The organism is Microbacterium sp. H6, from assembly GCF_003314775.1.
In the GTDB taxonomy this organism is placed as follows: domain Bacteria; phylum Actinomycetota; class Actinomycetes; order Actinomycetales; family Microbacteriaceae; genus Microbacterium; species Microbacterium oxydans.
In genome coordinates this window covers 29,722-48,596 of the sequence record NZ_QOAY01000112.1, presented here as the reverse complement: position 1 = coordinate 48,596, position 18,875 = coordinate 29,722, and the positions used below count along the sequence as shown (strand labels likewise).

The following is an 18,875-nucleotide window of genomic DNA, read 5'->3' as shown; positions in this document are numbered from 1 at the left end:
GGTCGCCAGCCTACCGAGCGGCGGAGGGGCGGGGAACAGCCTCAGGCGGCGGCAGGCCTGCCGATGAGCCCCGCTCGCTGCAGCACGAGGTAGAGCTGGCAGCCCAGGCAGAAGGCGAATGCCGCGTTGAGGAAGGCCGCTACGAAGGCGGCAGCGGTCGCGATCGGCAGAGCCCACGGAACGCCGAGGAGGTGCAGCACGAGACCGATGCCCACCACGAAGAGTCCGACACCCTGCGAGAACCTCGGAGGGCGGGGGTCTTCGAGCTCGGCGGGCGGAGCGAGACGCGGTCGCACCGCTGTGCGGAACAGCGCGCCCCAGGGAGCGGTCCGCGGCGACACCACACCCCACAGGAACAGCGCAGCGGCGACGGCGGTGAGGAGGAAACCGGGATCGAGAGCGCGCTGTGCGAGGGAGGCGGAGGAGATCGCCCACCCCGTCGGCGTGAAGGAGGCATCGGCGAGCGGCTGGTACGCGAACCAGCCGAACGTCGCGGCACCCGCCTGCGCTGTGGATATCCCCGTCAGCGCGAGGAACGTCGCCACCAGCAGCAGCACCGCGGTGATCGCTGCGGCGAATCGGGGGCCTCTGGGGTCGATGCCGGCGGGATTGCTCATGGATGCTCCGTTTCTTCGGCTCAGAGGGTTGCGAGGGCGTCGGTGAGGGCATGCCGGTGAGGGACACCGTGGAATCGCGCGCGCACGGCACCCGACCCGTCCACGACGAAGGTGGTCGGTGTCTGGAGCACCTTGTAGCGGGTCGAGAGGTCGGGACGGTGAGTCAGATCCACCTCCACATGGCGGAGACCCTCGTGTTCGGCGGCGTATGCGCCGAGCAGCCTGCGCACCTGCGGGCACCGCGCGCACATCTCGGTGCTGAACTGCACCAGGGTCGCCCGGGACCCGAGTTCGGCGGAGTCCGCATCCGTGGGGACGAAGTGAAGCGTGCCGCCGTCGCGTCGCCGACCGTCACGGCGTCGCAGCGCGACACCGATGAGCGTCGCGAGCACGAGCAGTGCAGCAGCGAAGCCGAGGGCCAGGGCGGGAGACATGGGTCGAGGATATGCGGCTCCAGGGCGCTCGGGGCCGATGTTTCCGACGATGACGGCGACGTCCCGGTGGCGCGCTCATCCGCCCGACAGGGTGAGGGTGGCGGTATCGTGGCTGTCATGAGCGCAGCCGTCCCGACTCCTTATGAAGATCTGCTCCGAGACGTCCTGGAGAGCGGCACGCACAAGTCCGATCGCACCGGCACCGGCACGACGAGCGTCTTCGGTCGACAGATCCGCTTCGATCTGTCGAAGGGGTTCCCGCTCATCACGACCAAGCGCGTGCACTTCAAGTCCATCGCCTACGAACTCCTCTGGTTCCTGCAGGGCGATTCGAACGTGGGGTGGCTTCGGGAGAACGGCGTCACGATCTGGGATGAGTGGGCGGACGAATCCGGCGACCTCGGTCCTGTCTACGGGGTGCAATGGCGTTCCTGGCCGACCCCCGACGGCGGCAGCATCGACCAGCTGTCCGAGGTGATCGAGCAGATCCGACGGTCGCCCGATTCGCGGCGGCTGATCGTCTCGGCATGGAACCCCGCCGACATCCCCGACATGGCGCTCGCGCCGTGCCACGCGCTGTTCCAGTTCTACGTCGCCGACGGCAAGCTCTCCTGCCAGCTGTACCAGCGCAGCGCGGACATGTTCCTCGGAGTGCCGTTCAACATCGCTTCCTACGCGCTCCTCACGCTGATGATCGCTCAGCAGGTGGGGCTCGAGCCCGGCGACTTCGTCTGGACCGGCGGCGACTGCCACGTGTACGACAACCACGTGGAGCAGGTGCGCGAGCAGCTGAGCCGTGAGCCCTACGCATACCCGACGCTGCGTTTCGCGCGGAAGCCCGAGTCGATTTTCGACTACCGCTACGAGGATTTCATCGTGGAGGACTACCAGCACCACGCGCCGATCAGGGCGGCGGTCGCGGTATGACGTGGGTGGGCTTGATCTGGGCCGAAGCGCACGGTGGCGTGATCGGCGCGGAGGGCGGCATGCCATGGCATGTGCCAGAGGACCTGGCTCACTTCAAGGAAGTCACCCTCGGCGCTCCTGTCGTGATGGGGCGCAAGACCTGGGACTCTCTCCCTGAGCGCTTCCGTCCGCTCGCCGGCCGCGAGAACATCGTGGTGACCCGGCAGCAGGACTGGTCCGAAGAGGGCGCGCGTCGCGCGGCGACGGTCGCCGAGGCGGTCCGCGGACTCGACCGGGCATGGATCATCGGCGGTGCGGAGATCTTCCGACAGGTGATCGGCGACGCGGACCGTCTGGAGGTCACCGAGCTCGACCTGGACGTCGCCGGCGACGCGTACGCCCCGGACAAGAAGGGCTGGCGCCTGGTCGACGAGGGGGAGTGGCAGACCTCCCGCACCGGCGTCCGGTACCGCTTCCTGGGATACGAGCGCTGATGCCCACCGCGCTGATCACCGGAGCAAGCGCAGGGCTGGGCGCCGAGTTCGCCCGTCAACTGGCTCGGCGGCGGGCCGACCTCATCCTGGTGGCGCGCTCGGTGGGCGCCCTCGAGAAGCTGGCGGCGGAACTGCGGAGCGAGTACGGGGTCGCGGTCGAGATCGTGTCCGCCGATCTGGCGGAAGAGGCAGGAGTCGAGAAGGTCGCGGAAAGGCTGCGCGACACCACGGACCCTATCGACCTTCTCGTGAACAACGCGGGGTTCGGATTGCCTCTGCAGTTCGCCGACAACGACATCGACGACGAGGTCCGTCACCTACGGCTGCATGTGGAGGCGTCGATGCGCCTCATGCATGCGGCGCTCCAGTCCATGCGCGGTCGCGGCGGGCGCATCATCAACGTCGCCTCGGTCGCGGGATTCATCTCGCGCTCGACCTACTCCGCATGCAAGGCATGGCTCATCGGCTTCAGCCGCTGGGCCAACGCCGAGTACGCGAGGGACGGAGTCTCCGTGACGGCGCTGTGCCCGGGATTCACCCACACGTCGTTCCACGAGCGGATGGGGCTGCCGGTAGGTCAGGAGGGTGTTCCCGCCATCATGTGGCTGAATGCGCGCGACGTCGTCAGGATCGGCCTTCGCGATGCGGCGCTCGGCAAGTCGGTGTCGGTGCCGTCGCTGCGATACAAGGCGATCGTCGCTCTGGCGCGCGTGTTGCCGAGTTCACTCACCTCCGGTGTGGCGCGTCGCGGCCGGGTCTGATCACAGACCTTTCCGGGGTCGATCCGCGAGGTTCAGCGGAACCTTCCGAGCCGGATCCCGGCTTTCGCGATGGCGGCGATCGTCTCGCCGTCCGTGATCGTGTCCTCGGCGATCATCGTAAGGACGTCCTCGAACGGTACCCAGGAGACGGCACGGATGCCTTCTTCCGCCTGCGTCTCGGCAGAGACGCCGCGTGATGCGTCTTCGCCCGTGATCGGATGGAGGTCGCGGGCGAGGAAGACGTGCTCCGGGGCCTCGGCGATGCCGTTCAGAGCCAGCATGCCGCCGAGAGGGGTCCAGTCGGCCGCCTCGTACCCCGTCTCCTCGCGGAGTTCGCGCTGAGCCGCGACGAGTGTGTCCTCCCCGTCGCTGCCACCGGCCGGGATCTCGACGCTCGTGCCGACGGTGTATCTGTCGATCGTGACGAGGCACACGCGCTCGTCCTCGTCCATCGCGACGACGAACACGGCCGGATGCTGCATGGAGACGACACCGTAGATACCCTCGTCGCCTGAGGGCCCCGTGATCCGGTCCTCTCGCACGCGGATCCATGCGTTCTCGTACTTCGTGTCGGTGCTTCGTGTGAGCCAGCCCATCCCACGAGCGTACGGCGGAGCGCCCCCGGTCCGTACGATCGGTGCATGGGTTTGTTCAGGAGAAAGCGCGATCCTCAGGGTGCCGATGAGATGCTTCGGGCGTACAACGCTGCGGAGGCCGCTCGCCTCGCGGACCTCACCGCGGGGATCTCCGCCGATACGGCCGCGCCCATGACTGTCGGCAGTGAGGCCGGAGCCGGAGAGGTCGCCGTCGAGGACGTGTTCAGGATCACCGGCCGCGGTCTCGTGGCCACGGGCAAAGTGAGCCGCGGTGTCGTCCGTATCGGAGACGCCGTCTCGGTCATCCGTGACGGTGCCGCGCTGTCGACGACCGAGATCACCGGAATCGAGATGTTCCGTAAGCGCGCGAACGAGGCGAGGGCCGGTGACATGGTCGGGGTGCTCCTGGCAGGGAAGAACGACGTCGCCCGCGGGGACGTCATCCGCGTCTTCGCGTCCGCATGACCGGTGGTCGAACCGATACGCTGGGTCTATGACGCACTCGGGCAACCCCTTCGGACAGGTTCTCGTCGCGCTCGTCACTCCGATGACGGCCGACGGCGAAGTCGACTGGCCCGCCGTCGAGAAGCACATCGATGACGTGATCACCGCGGGAGCGGACGGCATCGTCGTGACGGGAACGACCGGCGAGACCTCGACTCTGACGGACCCCGAGAAGCTCAAGCTCGTCGAGGTCGGCAAGTCCGTCTCCGCAGGTCGGGCGAAGATCATCACGGGTGGCGGGTCGAACGAGACCGCGCACGCGATCGAGCTCTACAAGGCCAGCGAGAAGGCAGGCGCCGACGGCATCATGATCGTCACGCCTTACTACAACAAGCCCACGCAGGCGGGCATCCTCACACACTTCCGTCTGGTGGCCGACGCCACCGACCTCCCGGTGATCCTCTACGACATCCCGGGCCGGACCGGTGTGCCGATCAAGTACGAGACGATCCTGCGTCTGGCGAAGCACCCGAACATCCTCGCTGTGAAGGACGCCAAGGGCGACTTCTCCGAGGTGAGTCGGGTGCTGAACCAGACCGACCTCATGTACTTCTCGGGCGACGACGCGAACGTGCTGCCGCACCTCGCGATCGGGGCGACCGGTTTGATCGGCGTGACGGCCAACGTCGCCGCGGCGCCGTACCGCACGATCATCGACGCGGTGAACGCGGGAGACCTCGCCACGGCCACGGCGGAGCACAAGCGGCTCGAGCCGCTCGTCCGCGCCGTGATGACGCATGTGCCTGGGACCGTCGCGGCCAAGTACATCCTGCACGGACTCGGTCGCATCTCGAGTCCGCGCGTCCGACTTCCCCTGGTCGGTCCCGAGGAATGGGAGGCGGCGCTCATCGAGGATGAGCTCGACCTCGTCCAGGACGTTCCCGGTGCCGACTTCTCGAACTTCCGTCCCGACCGCAATGCGGCCGCGGGCGGTGCCCTGCCGAAGGTGCACGGCACGACGCGCTGAGTCGCGTCGCCATGAACGAACGGACGCGCGGAGTGTCCGACTGAGGAGACAGCATGTCCATTCCCCTGGTAGAACCGACCGCTCTCGATGAAGGGACGCTGCGGGTCATCCCGATCGGCGGGCTCGGAGAGATCGGTCGCAACATGACCATGTTCGAGTACGACGGGAAGATCCTGATCGTCGACTGCGGTGTGCTCTTTCCGGAGGAGCACCAGCCGGGAGTCGACCTGATCCTCCCGGACTTCGAGCCCATCCGTGATCGCCTCGACGACATCGTCGGTGTCGTGCTCACGCACGGCCACGAAGATCACATCGGCGCCGTGCCCTACCTCCTGCGCCTGAAGAGCGACATCCCTCTGATCGGCTCCGGGCTCACCCTCGCGCTGGTCGAGGCGAAGCTCAAGGAGCACCGCATCAAGGCCTTCACCCTCACCGTGAAGGAGGGGCAGGAGGAGCGGGTCGGTCCGTTCGACCTGGAGTTCGTCGCGGTCAACCACTCCATCCCCGACGCGCTGGCCGTGGCCATCCGCACCCCCGCCGGCATGGTCCTCGCGACCGGCGACTTCAAGATGGACCAGCTTCCCCTCGACGGCCGGATCACCGACCTGCGCGCGTTCGCCCGCCTCGGGGAAGAGGGCGTGGATCTGTTCCTCGTCGATTCGACCAACGCCGACGTGCCGGGCTTCACCCCGACGGAACGCTCCATCGGCCCCGTGCTCGATCAGGTGATCGCGAAGGCGCCGCGTCGCGTCATCGTCGCCAGCTTCTCCAGCCACGTCCACCGTGTGCAGCAGGTCATCGATGCCGCACACGCCAACGGGCGCCGCGTCGCGTTCCTCGGCCGCAGCATGGTCCGGAACATGACGATCGCCGAGCAGCTCGGCTACCTGAAGGTGCCGGACGGCGTCCTGATCGACTTCAAGAAGGCACGTGATCTGCCCGACGAGCAGATCGTCTACATGTCGACGGGCTCGCAGGGAGAGCCGATGGCCGTGCTCAGCCGGATGGCGAACATGGATCACGCGATCGAGATCAGCGAGGGCGACACCGTCATCCTCGCCTCCAGCCTCATCCCGGGCAACGAGAACGCGGTGTACCGCGTGATCGACGGCTTGACCAAGCTGGGCGCCAACGTCGTGCACAAGGCGAACGCGAAGGTGCACGTCTCCGGGCACGCCGCCGCGGGTGAGCTCATCTACTGCTACAACATCCTGAAGCCGAAGAACGTCCTCCCGGTCCATGGCGAGTACCGCCATCTCATCGCGAACGCCAAGCTGGCGCAGGACACCGGCGTGCCGGAGGACAACACGATCATCGCCTCGAACGGCACCGTGATCGACCTCAAGGGCGGGGTCGCGAAGGTCGCAGGTCAGCTCGATCTCGGGTTCGTGTACGTCGACGGCTCAACCGTCGGCGAGATCACGGACGCCGACCTCAAGGACCGCCGGATCCTCGGCGAGGAGGGCTTCATCTCGGTCATCGTCGTGGTGGACGCCACGACCGGGCGCATCATCTCGGGCCCGGAGATCCATGCGCGCGGCGTCGCCGAGGACGACTCCGTGTTCGATGACGTCACGCCCAAGATCGTCGCCGCGCTCAAGGAGGCGTCCGGCAATGGTGTCCGTGACACCCATGCGCTGTCGCAGGTCGTGCGACGCACGATCGGTCGCTGGGTGAATCAGCGGCTTCGTCGTCGCCCCATGATCGTGCCGCTCGTCATCGAGGCGTGACGCCGGCGCGGTCCTCTCGCACTCACGGGTAGTCGTCATGCCGACGTAACACCGTCGGCCTATGCTCGCGTCATGCACAGGGGCTTCTCGCTTCGCAGGGCGTCGCAGACGGATGCGATGTTCCTCGGCGACATGCTCGTCGAGGCGGCGAACTGGCGAGCCGGGGGAGTGCGGCCACGGCACGAGGTGCTGACCTCGACGGAGCATCGGCGCTACCTCGCGGGGTGGAAACGCATGTCAGACGACGGCCTCGTCGCGCTGGGTGACGATGACGTCGCGGTCGGTGCCGCCTGGTATCGGGTGCTTCCGCAGAACAAGCCGGGATTCGGTTTCATCGGCATCGCGGTCCCCGAGCTGATCATCGGCGTGCACCCGCTCTGGCGCGCTCGGGGTGTTGGTCGGTCCCTGCTGCGCGGCATCGTGCAGCTCGCCGGGTCCCAAGGCCATGCCAGGATCAGCTTGAGCGTGGAGCGGGACAACTTCGCGCGCAATCTGTATCGTGCGGAAGGGTTCGCCGTGGTGGGTCAGGGGTCGACGCGCGACACGATGGCTCGCGGTACGGGGTAGCGTACGCTCTCTGCGATCCGTGGAAAGCCGCGTCATTACGCGGCGATGTCGCCTGTTGGACGTAACGTGAGAGCATGGCCAGGAGTACCACGAAGACAGAGCGCGCGTCGACGAGCGCACCGTCGCGCCCCAAGCGGCAGACGGCTCCCAAGGCCACGCCCGCTCGCAAGGCCCAACCCGCTCCCAAGAAGTACATCGACGAGGCCGACAAGCCTCCCGTCGCCGTCCGTGCCTGGGTCGGGCTGGCGCACGGGGTCGGAGGACTCTTCCGCGCGTTCGGCCCTGAGACCCTCGAGAAGGACGACCGTCGCGACGGCTTCCCGTTCTTCCTCGTGCTCCTCGCCGTGCTCGGTGCGGTCAACGAGTGGTTCTTCATCGGCAACGAGGTCGCAGCGAACATCAGTGCCTACTCGGTGGGTCTCTTCGTCGGACGCGTGGCCTTCATCATGCCCGTGCTGCTCCTCCTGCTCGCCGGATGGCTGTTCCGGCACCCGTCCTCCGTCCACGACAACGGTCGTATCGGCATCGGCTTCGGCATGTTCGTCCTCGCCCTCGCGGGGATCTTCCATGTCGCAGGGCCTCGCCCGCATCCGAACCAGGGGATGCCTGCGCTCAGCGAGTCGGGCGGTCTGCTGGGCTGGCTGGTGGGGCAGCCGCTGACGTACCTCACCGACATCCCGGCGTACATCGTGCTGTCGCTGCTCGTGGCACTCAGCATCCTGATCCTCACCAAGACACCGCCGAATCGCATCGGTTCGCGCCTCGGGGACCTCTACGCCTGGATGTTCGACGCGGAGCGACCGGAGAAGCCGGCGAAGGACGCCGCAGCGATCGACGATGCGGACAAGACCGATGACCCCGACGTACTGCCGTGGTGGCGCCGGAACAAGACCGGCCGCGAAGAGGACCCGGATGAGGGCACACTCGATTCCGACGACATCACCGCGCTCCTGACCACCTCCGATCCCACGCCTGCGTACGACCAGGCAGTGGTCGTCGAGAATCCTTACGACGCGGCCACCGAGGTGCTGTCCGAGGTCAGGTCGGTCGCCGACTCGCTCGCCGAGCAGCAGACCACGGCCCTGCTTGATGACTCCTCCGAGACAGGAGAGGTGCCGGAACTACCCGGTCTCGACGGGTTCGGCACCGATGGTCCGGGCGACCGCGGCCCGCAGGCCCCCGTCACGCCATACATCCTCCCGTCTCCCGGACTCCTGGTCGAAGGCCCGCCGCCCGTCATGCGCTCAGAGGCGACCGACAAGGTGATCGAGCAGATCACCAGCGTGCTGTCGCAGTTCAAGGTCGATGCCAAGGTGACCGGCTTCTCCCGTGGACCGACGGTCACGCAGTACGAGGTCGAGGTGGGCCACGGCGTCAAGGTCGAGAAGATCCTGCAGCTGAGTAACAACTTCGCCTACGCCGTGGCCTCGAACGACGTGCGCATCCTCTCGCCGATCCCGGGCAAGAGCGCGATCGGCATCGAGATCCCGAACGCCGACAAGGAGATGGTGGCTCTCGGCGATGTGCTGCGCTCGCCCGCTGCGCAGAAGAGCACGCACCCGATGACCATCGGCGTTGGCAAAGACGTCGGCGGCAACATCGTCATCGCGAACCTCGCGAAGATGCCGCACCTCCTCGTGGCCGGCTCCACCGGTTCGGGTAAGTCGAGCTTCGTGAACTCCATGATCACGAGTCTGCTGATGCGTGCCCGCCCGTCCGACGTGCGCATGGTGCTGATCGACCCGAAGCGTGTCGAGCTGACCAGCTACGCCGGTGTCCCGCATCTGATCACGCCCATCATCACGAACCCGAAGAAGGCGGCGGAGGCGCTGCAGTGGGTCGTGAAGGAGATGGACATGCGGTACGACGATCTCGCGTCGTTCGGTTTCCGGCACATCGACGACTTCAACCGGGCTGTCCGCGCGGGCGAGGTCGAGCTCCCGGTGGGCAGCGAGCGTGTCCTGAAGCCGTACCCGTACCTTCTGGTGGTCGTCGATGAGCTCGCCGACCTCATGATGGTCGCCCCTCGCGACGTCGAGGACTCGATCGTCCGCATCACGCAGCTCGCACGTGCCTCCGGCATCCATCTCGTGCTAGCGACTCAGCGCCCGAGCGTCGACGTCGTGACGGGCCTGATCAAGGCCAACGTCCCGTCACGACTCGCCTTCGCCGTGACGAGCGTCACGGACAGCCGGGTCATCCTCGACAGCCCCGGTGCCGACAAGCTCATCGGTCAAGGTGACGCCCTGTTCTCGCCGATGGGCTCATCGAAGCCGTTCCGCCTCCAGGGCGCGTGGGTCGATGAGAAGGAGATCGACGCGGTCGTCAAGCACGTCACCCGTCAGGCACGTCCGGACTACCGTCCGGATGTGCAGGAGGCGATGGAGCCGACGAAGAAGAAGGAAGTCGACGAGGACATCGGGGATGACCTGGAGCTGCTGCTCGCAGCCGCCGAGCTCATCGTCTCCTCGCAGTTCGGATCGACGTCGATGCTCCAGCGCAAGCTCCGCGTCGGGTTCGCGAAGGCAGGTCGTCTCATGGATCTGCTCGAGTCGCGCGAGATCGTCGGCCCCTCCGAGGGGTCGAAGGCGCGAGACGTGCTGGCGACCGCCGAGCAGCTCCCGCAGGTGATGGCCAAGTTGCGCGGAGACGACGTTCCGGCACCGACATCGGCATCGGCTGCGCCTGCGGTTCCGCCCGTCCCGCCGCTCCCGCAGACGCATGACCCGATCGCGGCTCAGTACGAGGGTCTTCCCGAGGTGGAAGCTGAGGGCGACGAAGATGCCTGGGGCTTGACGGGACGCGACTGATGGCTATCCCACGGCAGCTCCCCAACGCCATCACGGTCGCGCGCATCCCGCTGGCCGTCGTCTTCTTCGTCCTGCTCCTGCTGGGTGGCACCTATGGGTTCTCGGACCCGGGTCTCCGCTGGGCGGCCGGAGTCATCTTCATCGTCGGGATCTCGACGGACTGGGTCGACGGGTACCTCGCCCGCAAGTACGACATCGTCAGTGATTTCGGCAAGCTCTGGGATCCGATCGCCGACAAGATGCTCACCGGTGCCGGCTTCATCGGGCTCGCGATTCTGGGCGAGGTCAACTGGTGGATCGTCGCGATCATCCTCGTGCGCGAATGGGGCATCACGATCCATCGGCTCATGGTGGCCAGCGAACACGTCGTGGCCGCGGCCTGGATGGGCAAGATCAAGACCGCGTTCCAAGGGGTGGCGCTCGGGTGGGCACTCCTCCCGCTGCACTACGTCATCGGTCTCGACGCCTGGACATTGATCACGTTCATCATCATGCTCATCGTCCTGGTCCTCACGGTGGCGAGCGGCATCGACTACGTCGTGGCGCAGGTACGCGGGTCGCGCCGGAAGTCATGAGTCAGGCGGCAGCCGAGGTCCTCGCTGCGCTGGGCCGACGAGGATGGAAGCTCGGCGTGGCCGAATCCCTGACCGGGGGCGCCCTGTGCGCCGATCTCGTCGCGGTTCCCGGAGCGTCAGCCGTGCTGCTCGGAGGCGTCGTGGCATATGCCACGCCGGTCAAGTCGTCCGTGCTGGGCGTGGATGAGGGCCTGCTGTCGAGATACGGGCCGGTGCATCCGCAGGTCGCACTGGAGATGGCAGACGGCGTCAGACGCGTCGTCGGCGTCGACGGCGAGGCTGCCGATGTGGGGGTGTCCACGACCGGGATCGCCGGACCGGTGTCTCCGGACGGGCAGCCCGTCGGCACGGTGCACATCGGCGTCGTCACCCCCGCGGCATCGCGGACCAGGGCCTTTCTCTTCGTCGGCGACCGGGAATCGATCCGGGCGCAGACGGTGGACGCGGCACTCCAGGAGATGCTCGCCCTGCTCTCGGAATAGCAGAGCCCTGCGGCTGGTTGTCTCTGATGTGCTCACACGTAAACCACAGAGTGCAGGAGTAGATTCTGTGCACGCCAGGGGTACTAGACTGGCTGTCTCATCGGGGGAGACCTCGAGCGAACACATGGGGAGGAGGTTCCGATGATTCTTGTACGACAGGAAATCGGCGATGTGCTGAGGGACTTCCGCCTGCAGAAGGGGCGTACGCTCCGGCAGGTCGCCAGCAAGGCATCGGTCGCACTCGGCTACCTCAGCGAGGTGGAGCGCGGTCAGAAAGAGGCTTCGAGCGAGATCCTCGCCTCGGTCGCAGACGCTCTCGACGTCCCCATCTCGACGATCATGCGCGAAGTCGGTGACCGCATTTCGGTGCTCGAGGGCATTCAGGTCTTCCCTGACGTCGTTCCCGACGACCTCGTGGCGTCGGTCGAGCCTCAGCTCTCGCTGCACTGACCCCCGAATGGGGTGGTGATGCGTCGTAGCGAGTTCCTTCGCGCCGTCGAGACCGAGTTCGGGCTGAGGGCTTCCTCTCTGGTCAACGACCTCGGCCTGAGTGCCGTAGGTGGGCGTACCGCTCTCGAAGCTCTCGCCGACGGCACGCCGCCGCGAGACATCTGGCTGGCGCTGTGCGCGGAGATGGACGTTCCCGAGGACAGGCGCCACGGAGTCGGACGGCAGGAGCCGCGGCGGCGCTGACCGACGTTCCTCGTCCGCCCTCTACGGAACACGACACCCATTTGCGGCGTGTCGTCGAAGATCCGTTCGAAGCGGGCGTAGTCTTCTGCACAAGTGGTCCAGAGCGTTTGTTCTGCACTGTATGTGAGATCGTCGCACCGATGTCGGTGGTCCCTCCTACGGTGGAAACAAGCCGAAGAGCCATTACGCCTTGTCGGAGAGTTTCTCCCAACCGGAAGAGCCGCGACAGCCTACAGGCGGCATCACGCGCGCAGAAGGAGCACATTATGCCATCACCCGCCGACCGCGAGAAGTCCCTCGAGACCGCCCTCGCTCAGATCGACCGCCAGTTCGGAAAGGGCTCGGTCATGCGGCTGGGCAGCGATGAGCGTGCCCCTGTGGCCGTCATCCCGACCGGCTCCATCGCCCTCGACGTCGCCCTCGGCGTGGGAGGACTGCCGCGTGGCCGAATCGTAGAGATCTACGGACCGGAGTCCTCGGGTAAGACGACTCTCACGCTGCACGCGATCGCCAACGCTCAGCGGGCCGGGGGAATCGCGGCGTTCATCGATGCCGAGCACGCGCTCGACCCCGACTATGCCGCGAAGCTGGGCGTCGACATCGATGCTCTCCTGGTGTCGCAGCCCGACACCGGTGAGCAGGCGCTCGAGATCGCCGACATGCTGGTGCGCTCCGGAGCCATCGACCTCATCGTCATCGACTCCGTCGCGGCGCTCGTGCCTCGTGCCGAGATCGAGGGCGAGATGGGCGACTCGCACGTGGGTCTGCAGGCGCGACTCATGTCGCAGGCCCTTCGTAAGCTCACCGGTGGTCTGAACCAGACCAACACCACCATGATCTTCATCAACCAGCTGCGTGAGAAGATCGGCGTCTTCTTCGGTTCCCCCGAGACCACCGCCGGCGGTAAGGCGCTGAAGTTCTACGCCTCGGTCCGCATGGACATCCGTCGTATCGAGACGCTGAAGGACGGAACCGATGCCGTCGGAAACCGCACCAGGGTCAAGGTCGTGAAGAACAAGATGGCGCCGCCGTTCAAGCAGGCGGAGTTCGACATCCTCTACGGCGTCGGCATCTCCCGCGAAGGCAGCCTGATCGACTTCGGCGTCGAACACGCCATCGTGAAGAAGTCGGGTTCCTGGTACACCTATGACGGTGATCAGCTGGGTCAGGGCAAGGAGAACGCACGCACGTTCCTGCTCAACAACCCCGACATCGCTCTGGCTATCGAGACGCAGATCAAGCAGAAGCTCGGTATCGGCGGGCCGTCCGCTGCCCCGGCCGCTGCCGATGAGCTCGCAGAGCGTCGTCCGGCCTGATGAACGACTCGCGTGGGGGCGATCCTGACCGGATCGCCCCCATCATCCCCCTCTTCGGCGGAACAGCGAAGAAACCAGGAGCGACGCCTTCCACGCCGGTCACGAAGTACGGCGAATCAGCGACACTGCCATCATCGCGAGGCGACGGGGATGCGGTCTGGCGTACGACCTGGGACTCTCCTCCAGGCGACCCTGCTTCCATCGACACAGCCGACGATGCAGCTCACACGGGAACCCCGAGTGAGCGCCATCCGGCGCGCGGGCGCAGGGATCCCTCCGGCGCCAGGAGCTCTCATCCCTCGCGGTCGGCTCCCAGGCTCCGCGCGCTCGACGCGACGGAAGGAGACGGCGCGACCCAGCAAGAGGCGTCACACGATGAGATCCGGGTCGCGGCCGAGGAGTCGCTCCTGCGAAAGCTGCGAGCCCGGTCGTTGTCGATCTCTGAAGCCCGGCAGGTGCTGCGTGGTGCGGGCCTCGATGGCAGTGCGATCAGCGATGTGATCGAGGACTTCTGCCGTCGTGGTTACCTCGATGATGCGGCCCTGGCCGGCGTCCTCGTGAGGTCGGGAGTGGATCGAAAGGGGCAGGGGAGAGTCGCTCTGTCTCGCGCGCTCGCTCAGCGGGGGATTCCGCGTGAGGTCATCGATAGCGCGCTCGAAGAGCTTCCGGACGACGACGACGAACGCGCGCTGGAGTTCGCCCGCACCAAGGCGCGGTCGATGACTCGACTCGACCCCGACGCGGCGCTCCGTCGTCTGGTGGGACAGCTTTCTCGTCGTGGCTACAACGGAGCGGTCGCCATGAAGGCGGCGAAGGTCGCGCTGCGCGAGGCTTCGTTCGGCGGAGCGACCTCAGGGGTGCGGTTCGTCGATTCCGACTGAGCAGTGAGCGCCGCTTCCGCACGGAAACGGCTCGTACAATGGGGTGATCATGACTATCCCGCGCAGCGAACCGACGATCATCGGCGCGTCGTCGGCAGCCGTCGACGTCGACGGACGACAGCGATCGTATGAAGTACGCACCTTCGGGTGCCAGATGAACGTGCACGACTCGGAGCGCCTCTCGGGCTCGTTGGAGAGCGCAGGTTACGTCAGGGCAGTCGACGGTGCGGAAGCCGATGTGGTGATCATCAACACCTGCGCGGTCCGCGACAACGCCGCAGGCAAGCTCTACGGCACACTCGGCCATCTCGCGTCGGTCAAGCGCCGCAAAGACGGGATGCAGATCGCCGTCGGCGGCTGCCTCGCACAGATGGACAAGCAGGCTGTGCTCGACAAGGCGCCGTGGGTCGATGTCGTCTTCGGCACCCACAACATGGGTTCCCTTCCGGGGCTGCTCGAGCGCGCCCGCCACAACGGGGATGCCGAACTCGAGATCCTCGAGTCGCTCGAAGTGTTCCCCTCAACCTTGCCTACGAAGCGAGACTCGGCGCACAGCGGCTGGGTGTCGATCTCGGTCGGGTGCAACAACACCTGCACGTTCTGCATCGTGCCCAGCCTGCGCGGCAAGGAGAAGGACCGTCGTCCCGGCGACATCCTGAACGAGATCCGGCTTCTGGTCGAAGACGGTGCGATCGAGGTCACGCTTCTCGGGCAGAACGTGAATTCCTACGGCGTCGAATTCGGCGATCGACAGGCGTTCGGCAAGCTCCTGCGCGCGGCCGGTGAGATCGAAGGCCTCGAGCGCGTCCGATTCACCAGCCCGCACCCCGCAGCCTTCACGGATGACGTGATCGATGCCATGGCGGAGACTCCGAACGTCATGCCGCAGCTTCACATGCCGTTGCAGTCGGGGAGCGATCGCATCCTCAAAGCGATGCGACGTTCCTACCGCAGTGAGCGCTTCCTCGGGATCCTCGACCGCGTCCGCGCGCGCATCCCGAACGCCGCCATCACGACCGACATCATCGTCGGGTTCCCGGGGGAGACCGAGGAGGACTTCGAAGACACCATGCGTGTCGTCGAGCAGGCTCGTTTCTCCAGCGCCTTCACCTTCCAGTACTCGATCCGCGAAGGCACGCCTGCGGCGACCATGGAGGACCAGGTTCCGAAGGACATAGTCCAGGCGCGCTACAACCGCCTGATCGCCCTTCAGGAGCGCATCTCGCTGGAAGAGAACCAGAAGCAGGTGGGTCGGCAGATCGAGGTTCTCGTCTCCACGGGTGAGGGCAAGAAGGACACCGAGACCCACCGGCTCACCGGTCGCGCGGAGGACAACAGACTCGTGCACTTCGAGGTGACACCGGGGTCGGACCTTCCTCGTCCAGGAGACGTCGTCACCGTGACGGTGACCCATGGAGCTCCGTTCCACCTGCTCGCAGACGACCCGACGGGAGCGCCTCTCAAGATCCGTCGCACTCGAGGCGGAGACGCCTGGGACCGTTCGCAGTCGGAGTCGTGCGCCGTACCCGCTCCGAGCGGCAGCGGCGAGAAGAAGGCTGTGTCACTCGGGCTTCCGACACTGCGCGTCGGGGTGTGACCGAACCTCGCCTCTGGGCGATCGTCGGGGCGACCGGTACCGGGAAGAGCGACCTCGCGATAGAGCTGGCCGAGGCGCTGCGAGCCCGAGGGAACCCGGCTGAGATCGTGAACGCCGATGCCATGCAGCTCTACCGCGGCATGGACATCGGCACAGCGAAGGTGTCGTCGGCGGAGAGGCGGGGGATCCCGCATCATCTCTTCGACGAGCTCGATGTCGATGAGGACGCGGCTGTCGCGTGGTATCAGCCCCGAGCGCGCGCCGCCGTGGAGGACATCCACCGCCGCGGGGGTGATGCGATCCTCGTCGGTGGCTCGGGCCTGTACGTGTCGAGCGTCGTCTACGACTTCCGTTTCCCGCCGCGGGACACGGCGCTGCGCGAGCGCCTCGAGCAGGAGTTCGAGTTGCTCGGAGCCGCGATCATGATCGAGCGGCTGCGCGGGCTGGATCCCGAAGCGGCCGACCGTGTCGATCCGCGCAACCCCCGCCGCGTCATCCGCGCTCTCGAGGTGCTGGAACAGGGGAGCGCGACCCATGGTGCGGCGCTGCCCGACACGCCAGTGCTGTGGCACCCGCACACAAGACTGATCGGACTCCGCGTCGATCGCCCCGCACTGGTGGAGCGCCTCGACGCCAGGGTCGAGCGCATGTGGGCCGAAGGTCTGCCGGACGAGGTCGCCGGGCTGCGCTCCCGCGGGCTCGAGCGCGGAGGAACAGCGCCGCGCGCCATCGGCTACGCGCAGGCGTTGGACCAGCTCGACGGTCGTCTCACGCAGGACGAGGCCATCGCGCAGACCCAGGCCCTCACGCGGCGATACGCCCGTCGACAGGTGTCGTGGTTCAAGCGGTATCCCGACCTCGAGTGGTGGGACGCCCCCGCGGAGGTTGCTGCGCTCCTCTCGTCCTGATCTGCGATGTCGGTGGCCTGCGATGTCGGTAGTCCCTGACAGTCTCGATGGATGACGACTCACTTCTACACCGCATCCAGCCTCGACGGATTCATCGCCACCGACGAGCATTCGCTGGACTGGTTGCTCACGCAGGACATCGACCAGGACGGACCGATGGCCTACACGGGGTTCGAGCGGAACATCGGCGCCCTGGCGATGGGGGCCTCGACGTATGAATGGGTGATGCGCCACGAAGAGGGGCGTTGGGGATACTCGCAACCCACGTGGGTGTTCACTCACCGCGAGCTCGATCTGCCCACGGGCGCAGACGTGCGGCTGACCCAGGCCGACGTCCGGACGGTGCATTCTCAGATGGAGGAGGCCGCCGGAGGAAAAGACCTCTGGGTCGTCGGTGGGGGAGACCTGGCAGGCCAGTTCGCCGATGCCGGACTGCTCGACGAGGTCTGGGTGCAGTACGCCCCCGTGACGCTCGGTTCTGGCGCCCCGCTGCTTCCGCGCAGGCTCGACCTCGAACTGCTGGAGGTGGCACGCAATCGCAACTTCCTCTGCGGGCGCTATCGGGTTGCTCGCGACGGGCGTTCGTGACGGGAGCTGCTCCTCACGATCCCTAGACTGGAACCATGGTCGCATTCACCAAGGGTCACGGCACGGGCAACGATTTCATCATCATCGCCGACCCCGACGCCGAGCTCGACCTCACCGTCGAGCAGGTCGCGGTGCTGTGCGATCGTCATTTCGGCATCGGTGCCGACGGGATTCTCCGTGTCGTGAGGTCCTCGGCCATCCCCGAGGGCGTGGCGACTCTGGGGGAGGAGCCACAGGCGGAGTGGTTCATGGACTACCGCAATGCGGACGGATCGATCGCCGAGATGTGCGGGAACGGTGTCCGCGTGTTCGCCCACTACCTCGTGCGCTCAGGTCTGGCGACGATCGAACCCGGCTCCACACTGCCGATCGGGACGAGGGCGGGCGTGCGCGACGTCACGCGAAGCGCTACCGGATACCAGGTCGATCTCGGGCGTTGGAAGCTCTCCGGCGATGACCCGCTGGTTCGTGTCGACGGCCTGTCCGTGACGCGACCGGGACTCGGTATCGACGTCGGCAACCCGCACGTCGTGGTCGCCCTCGCCTCGGAGGCCGAGCTCGCGTCACTCGAGTTGCACAGGGCGCCCGATCTCGAACCTCCGCTCCCCGAGGGCGCGAACATCGAGTTCGTGGTTCCGGGTGAGCCGCTCGTGCGCGATGGAATCGGTCACGTGAGCATGCGGGTGTTCGAGCGTGGTGTGGGGGAGACCCTCAGCTGTGGCACGGGTGTCGCCGCGACGGCACTCGCGGTCAGGCACTGGGCGGGAGCGAACGCTCCGAGCAACTGGCAGGTCGAGGTGCCTGGAGGTACGCTCGGCGTTCGCATGTTCCCCGCAGAAGACGGCGAGCACGTCGCCCTGTCGGGGCCGGCGCAACTCGTCTTCCAGGGCGAGGTCGACCTCGTCTGACGGCTCCGTCCGGCCATCGCGCGGATCGACTCGGCCTCGGTCTGCTCAGCTGAGGAGAATCGGTTCCGTCGGCGGGTTTCCGTGCTTTCGCACCTTGAGGATGCGGTATCCCTTGCCCGTGGCGGTTCGGAACACGCTGTAGCCGGGGTGGAACGTCGATCCGATCCAGCGCTGGAGAGAATCGGCTCCGAGGTTGCGCTGCACGACCAGCCAGGCGTCGCTGCGCTCATCGAGGCGCGGGATCCACCGTTCGAGAAGCCCGTGGAGCTCGTTCTTGCCGACGCGGATCGGCGGATTGGAGCGGATCGTGCGGAATGACACGTGTTCGGGAACATCGTCGGGCAGTGAAGCGTTGACATTGGTGAGCCCAAGAGCTGCCGCGTTGCGACGCACGAGATCGAGGGCACGCTCATTGACGTCGACGGCCCAGACCGTCGCGTGGGGAGCAGCCAGAGCCATCGACAGCGTCACCGGCCCCCAGCCGCTGCCGAGGTCGAGAAGATCGCCGCCCGGCGGAACCGGGGGCATGTTGGCGAGGAGC

The 18,875-nt window shown here is 66.7% G+C and carries 22 protein-coding genes; 18 read left to right on the top strand and 4 right to left on the bottom strand.

Going from position 1 to position 18,875, the window contains the following annotated elements; genetic code table 11:
- Window positions 1–41: 41 nt before the first annotated feature.
- Both DSP71_RS07765 and DSP71_RS07760 read right to left on the bottom strand, forming a co-directional pair.
- Window positions 42–617, bottom strand: coding sequence for a DUF4395 domain-containing protein (locus DSP71_RS07765; RefSeq protein ID WP_058630525.1), 576 nt, complete (start codon window positions 615–617; stop codon window positions 42–44).
- Window positions 618–637: 20 nt separating this feature from the next.
- Window positions 638–1,051, bottom strand: a complete 414-nt coding sequence (locus DSP71_RS07760; protein ID WP_046748471.1) for a thioredoxin family protein — start codon at window positions 1,049–1,051, stop codon at window positions 638–640.
- A 117-nt stretch (window positions 1,052–1,168) separates the two neighbouring features.
- Here DSP71_RS07760 and DSP71_RS07755 point away from each other — a divergent pair, with 117 nt between their 5' ends.
- The 3 genes from DSP71_RS07755 to DSP71_RS07745 are packed head-to-tail and all read left to right on the top strand — an operon-like array spanning window position 1,169 to window position 3,212.
- A complete protein-coding gene (locus tag DSP71_RS07755) occupies window positions 1,169–1,978 on the top strand; it encodes a thymidylate synthase (RefSeq protein WP_046748316.1) in 810 nt (269 codons plus the stop codon).
- Window positions 1,975–2,451 (top strand): dihydrofolate reductase, encoded by a 477-nt coding sequence (locus tag DSP71_RS07750; RefSeq protein ID WP_058630527.1) that lies wholly within the window; start codon window positions 1,975–1,977, stop codon window positions 2,449–2,451. Before DSP71_RS07755 ends, DSP71_RS07750 begins: the two co-directional genes overlap by 4 nt.
- Complete coding sequence (locus DSP71_RS07745; RefSeq protein ID WP_113680790.1) at window positions 2,451–3,212, top strand: SDR family oxidoreductase; 762 nt, start codon at window positions 2,451–2,453, stop codon at window positions 3,210–3,212. Before DSP71_RS07750 ends, DSP71_RS07745 begins: the two co-directional genes overlap by 1 nt.
- A 32-nt stretch (window positions 3,213–3,244) precedes the next feature.
- On the opposite strand, the gene DSP71_RS07740 is transcribed toward DSP71_RS07745, so the two are convergent.
- On the bottom strand, window positions 3,245–3,808 hold the full coding sequence (locus DSP71_RS07740; protein ID WP_113680789.1) for an NUDIX domain-containing protein: 564 nt from the start codon (window positions 3,806–3,808) through the stop codon (window positions 3,245–3,247).
- A gap of 45 nt (window positions 3,809–3,853) precedes the next feature.
- On the opposite strand from DSP71_RS07740, the gene DSP71_RS07735 reads away from it, so the two are divergent.
- The 15 genes from DSP71_RS07735 to dapF all read left to right on the top strand — a co-directional run bounded on the left by DSP71_RS07735 (window position 3,854) and on the right by dapF (window position 18,334).
- On the top strand, window positions 3,854–4,273 hold the full coding sequence (locus DSP71_RS07735) for an EF-Tu/IF-2/RF-3 family GTPase (RefSeq protein WP_113680788.1): 420 nt from the start codon (window positions 3,854–3,856) through the stop codon (window positions 4,271–4,273).
- A gap of 28 nt (window positions 4,274–4,301) precedes the next feature.
- Window positions 4,302–5,279 carry a 4-hydroxy-tetrahydrodipicolinate synthase gene (dapA, locus tag DSP71_RS07730; protein WP_046748321.1) on the top strand — a complete coding sequence of 326 codons (978 nt, stop codon included), beginning with the start codon at window positions 4,302–4,304 and terminating at the stop codon, window positions 5,277–5,279.
- 53 nt (window positions 5,280–5,332) lie between these two features.
- A complete protein-coding gene (locus tag DSP71_RS07725; RefSeq protein WP_058630532.1) occupies window positions 5,333–7,009 on the top strand; it encodes a ribonuclease J in 1,677 nt (558 codons plus the stop codon).
- A gap of 72 nt (window positions 7,010–7,081) precedes the next feature.
- The gene (locus DSP71_RS07720; protein ID WP_113680787.1) at window positions 7,082–7,576 is read left to right on the top strand and encodes a GNAT family N-acetyltransferase; all 495 of its coding nucleotides are present in this window, start codon (window positions 7,082–7,084) and stop codon (window positions 7,574–7,576) included.
- A 74-nt stretch (window positions 7,577–7,650) separates the two neighbouring features.
- Window positions 7,651–10,386, top strand: coding sequence for a DNA translocase FtsK (locus DSP71_RS07715; RefSeq protein WP_113680786.1), 2,736 nt, complete (start codon window positions 7,651–7,653; stop codon window positions 10,384–10,386).
- Window positions 10,386–10,961, top strand: a complete 576-nt coding sequence (gene pgsA, locus DSP71_RS07710; RefSeq protein ID WP_113680785.1) for a CDP-diacylglycerol--glycerol-3-phosphate 3-phosphatidyltransferase — start codon at window positions 10,386–10,388, stop codon at window positions 10,959–10,961. Before DSP71_RS07715 ends, pgsA begins: the two co-directional genes overlap by 1 nt.
- A complete protein-coding gene (locus DSP71_RS07705; RefSeq protein ID WP_046748326.1) occupies window positions 10,958–11,443 on the top strand; it encodes a CinA family protein in 486 nt (161 codons plus the stop codon). The genes pgsA and DSP71_RS07705 overlap by 4 nt, the downstream gene beginning before the upstream one ends.
- A gap of 141 nt (window positions 11,444–11,584) precedes the next feature.
- Window positions 11,585–11,893: a helix-turn-helix domain-containing protein gene (locus DSP71_RS07700; protein ID WP_026049981.1), complete on the top strand. Its 309-nt coding sequence runs from the start codon at window positions 11,585–11,587 to the stop codon at window positions 11,891–11,893.
- An 18-nt stretch (window positions 11,894–11,911) separates the two neighbouring features.
- On the top strand, window positions 11,912–12,136 hold the full coding sequence (locus tag DSP71_RS07695; protein WP_113680796.1) for a DUF3046 domain-containing protein: 225 nt from the start codon (window positions 11,912–11,914) through the stop codon (window positions 12,134–12,136).
- A gap of 266 nt (window positions 12,137–12,402) precedes the next feature.
- Complete coding sequence (gene recA / locus DSP71_RS07690) at window positions 12,403–13,452, top strand: recombinase RecA (RefSeq protein ID WP_061017554.1); 1,050 nt, start codon at window positions 12,403–12,405, stop codon at window positions 13,450–13,452.
- 431 nt (window positions 13,453–13,883) lie between these two features.
- Window positions 13,884–14,333 (top strand): regulatory protein RecX, encoded by a 450-nt coding sequence (locus DSP71_RS23340; protein WP_227750933.1) that lies wholly within the window; start codon window positions 13,884–13,886, stop codon window positions 14,331–14,333.
- Window positions 14,334–14,382: 49 nt separating this feature from the next.
- Window positions 14,383–15,930, top strand: coding sequence for a tRNA (N6-isopentenyl adenosine(37)-C2)-methylthiotransferase MiaB (gene miaB, locus DSP71_RS07680; protein WP_058630665.1), 1,548 nt, complete (start codon window positions 14,383–14,385; stop codon window positions 15,928–15,930).
- Window positions 15,927–16,838 carry a tRNA (adenosine(37)-N6)-dimethylallyltransferase MiaA gene (gene miaA / locus DSP71_RS07675; RefSeq protein ID WP_058630539.1) on the top strand — a complete coding sequence of 304 codons (912 nt, stop codon included), beginning with the start codon at window positions 15,927–15,929 and terminating at the stop codon, window positions 16,836–16,838. Before miaB ends, miaA begins: the two co-directional genes overlap by 4 nt.
- Before the next feature lie 51 nt (window positions 16,839–16,889).
- A complete protein-coding gene (locus tag DSP71_RS07670) occupies window positions 16,890–17,426 on the top strand; it encodes a dihydrofolate reductase family protein (protein WP_058630540.1) in 537 nt (178 codons plus the stop codon).
- Window positions 17,427–17,461: 35 nt separating this feature from the next.
- Window positions 17,462–18,334 carry a diaminopimelate epimerase gene (gene dapF / locus DSP71_RS07665; RefSeq protein ID WP_058630541.1) on the top strand — a complete coding sequence of 291 codons (873 nt, stop codon included), beginning with the start codon at window positions 17,462–17,464 and terminating at the stop codon, window positions 18,332–18,334.
- Window positions 18,335–18,379: 45 nt separating this feature from the next.
- Here dapF and DSP71_RS07660 read toward each other — a convergent pair.
- The coding region (locus DSP71_RS07660) for a class I SAM-dependent methyltransferase (RefSeq protein ID WP_258546322.1) at window positions 18,380–18,875 on the bottom strand (496 nt) is incomplete at its 5' end.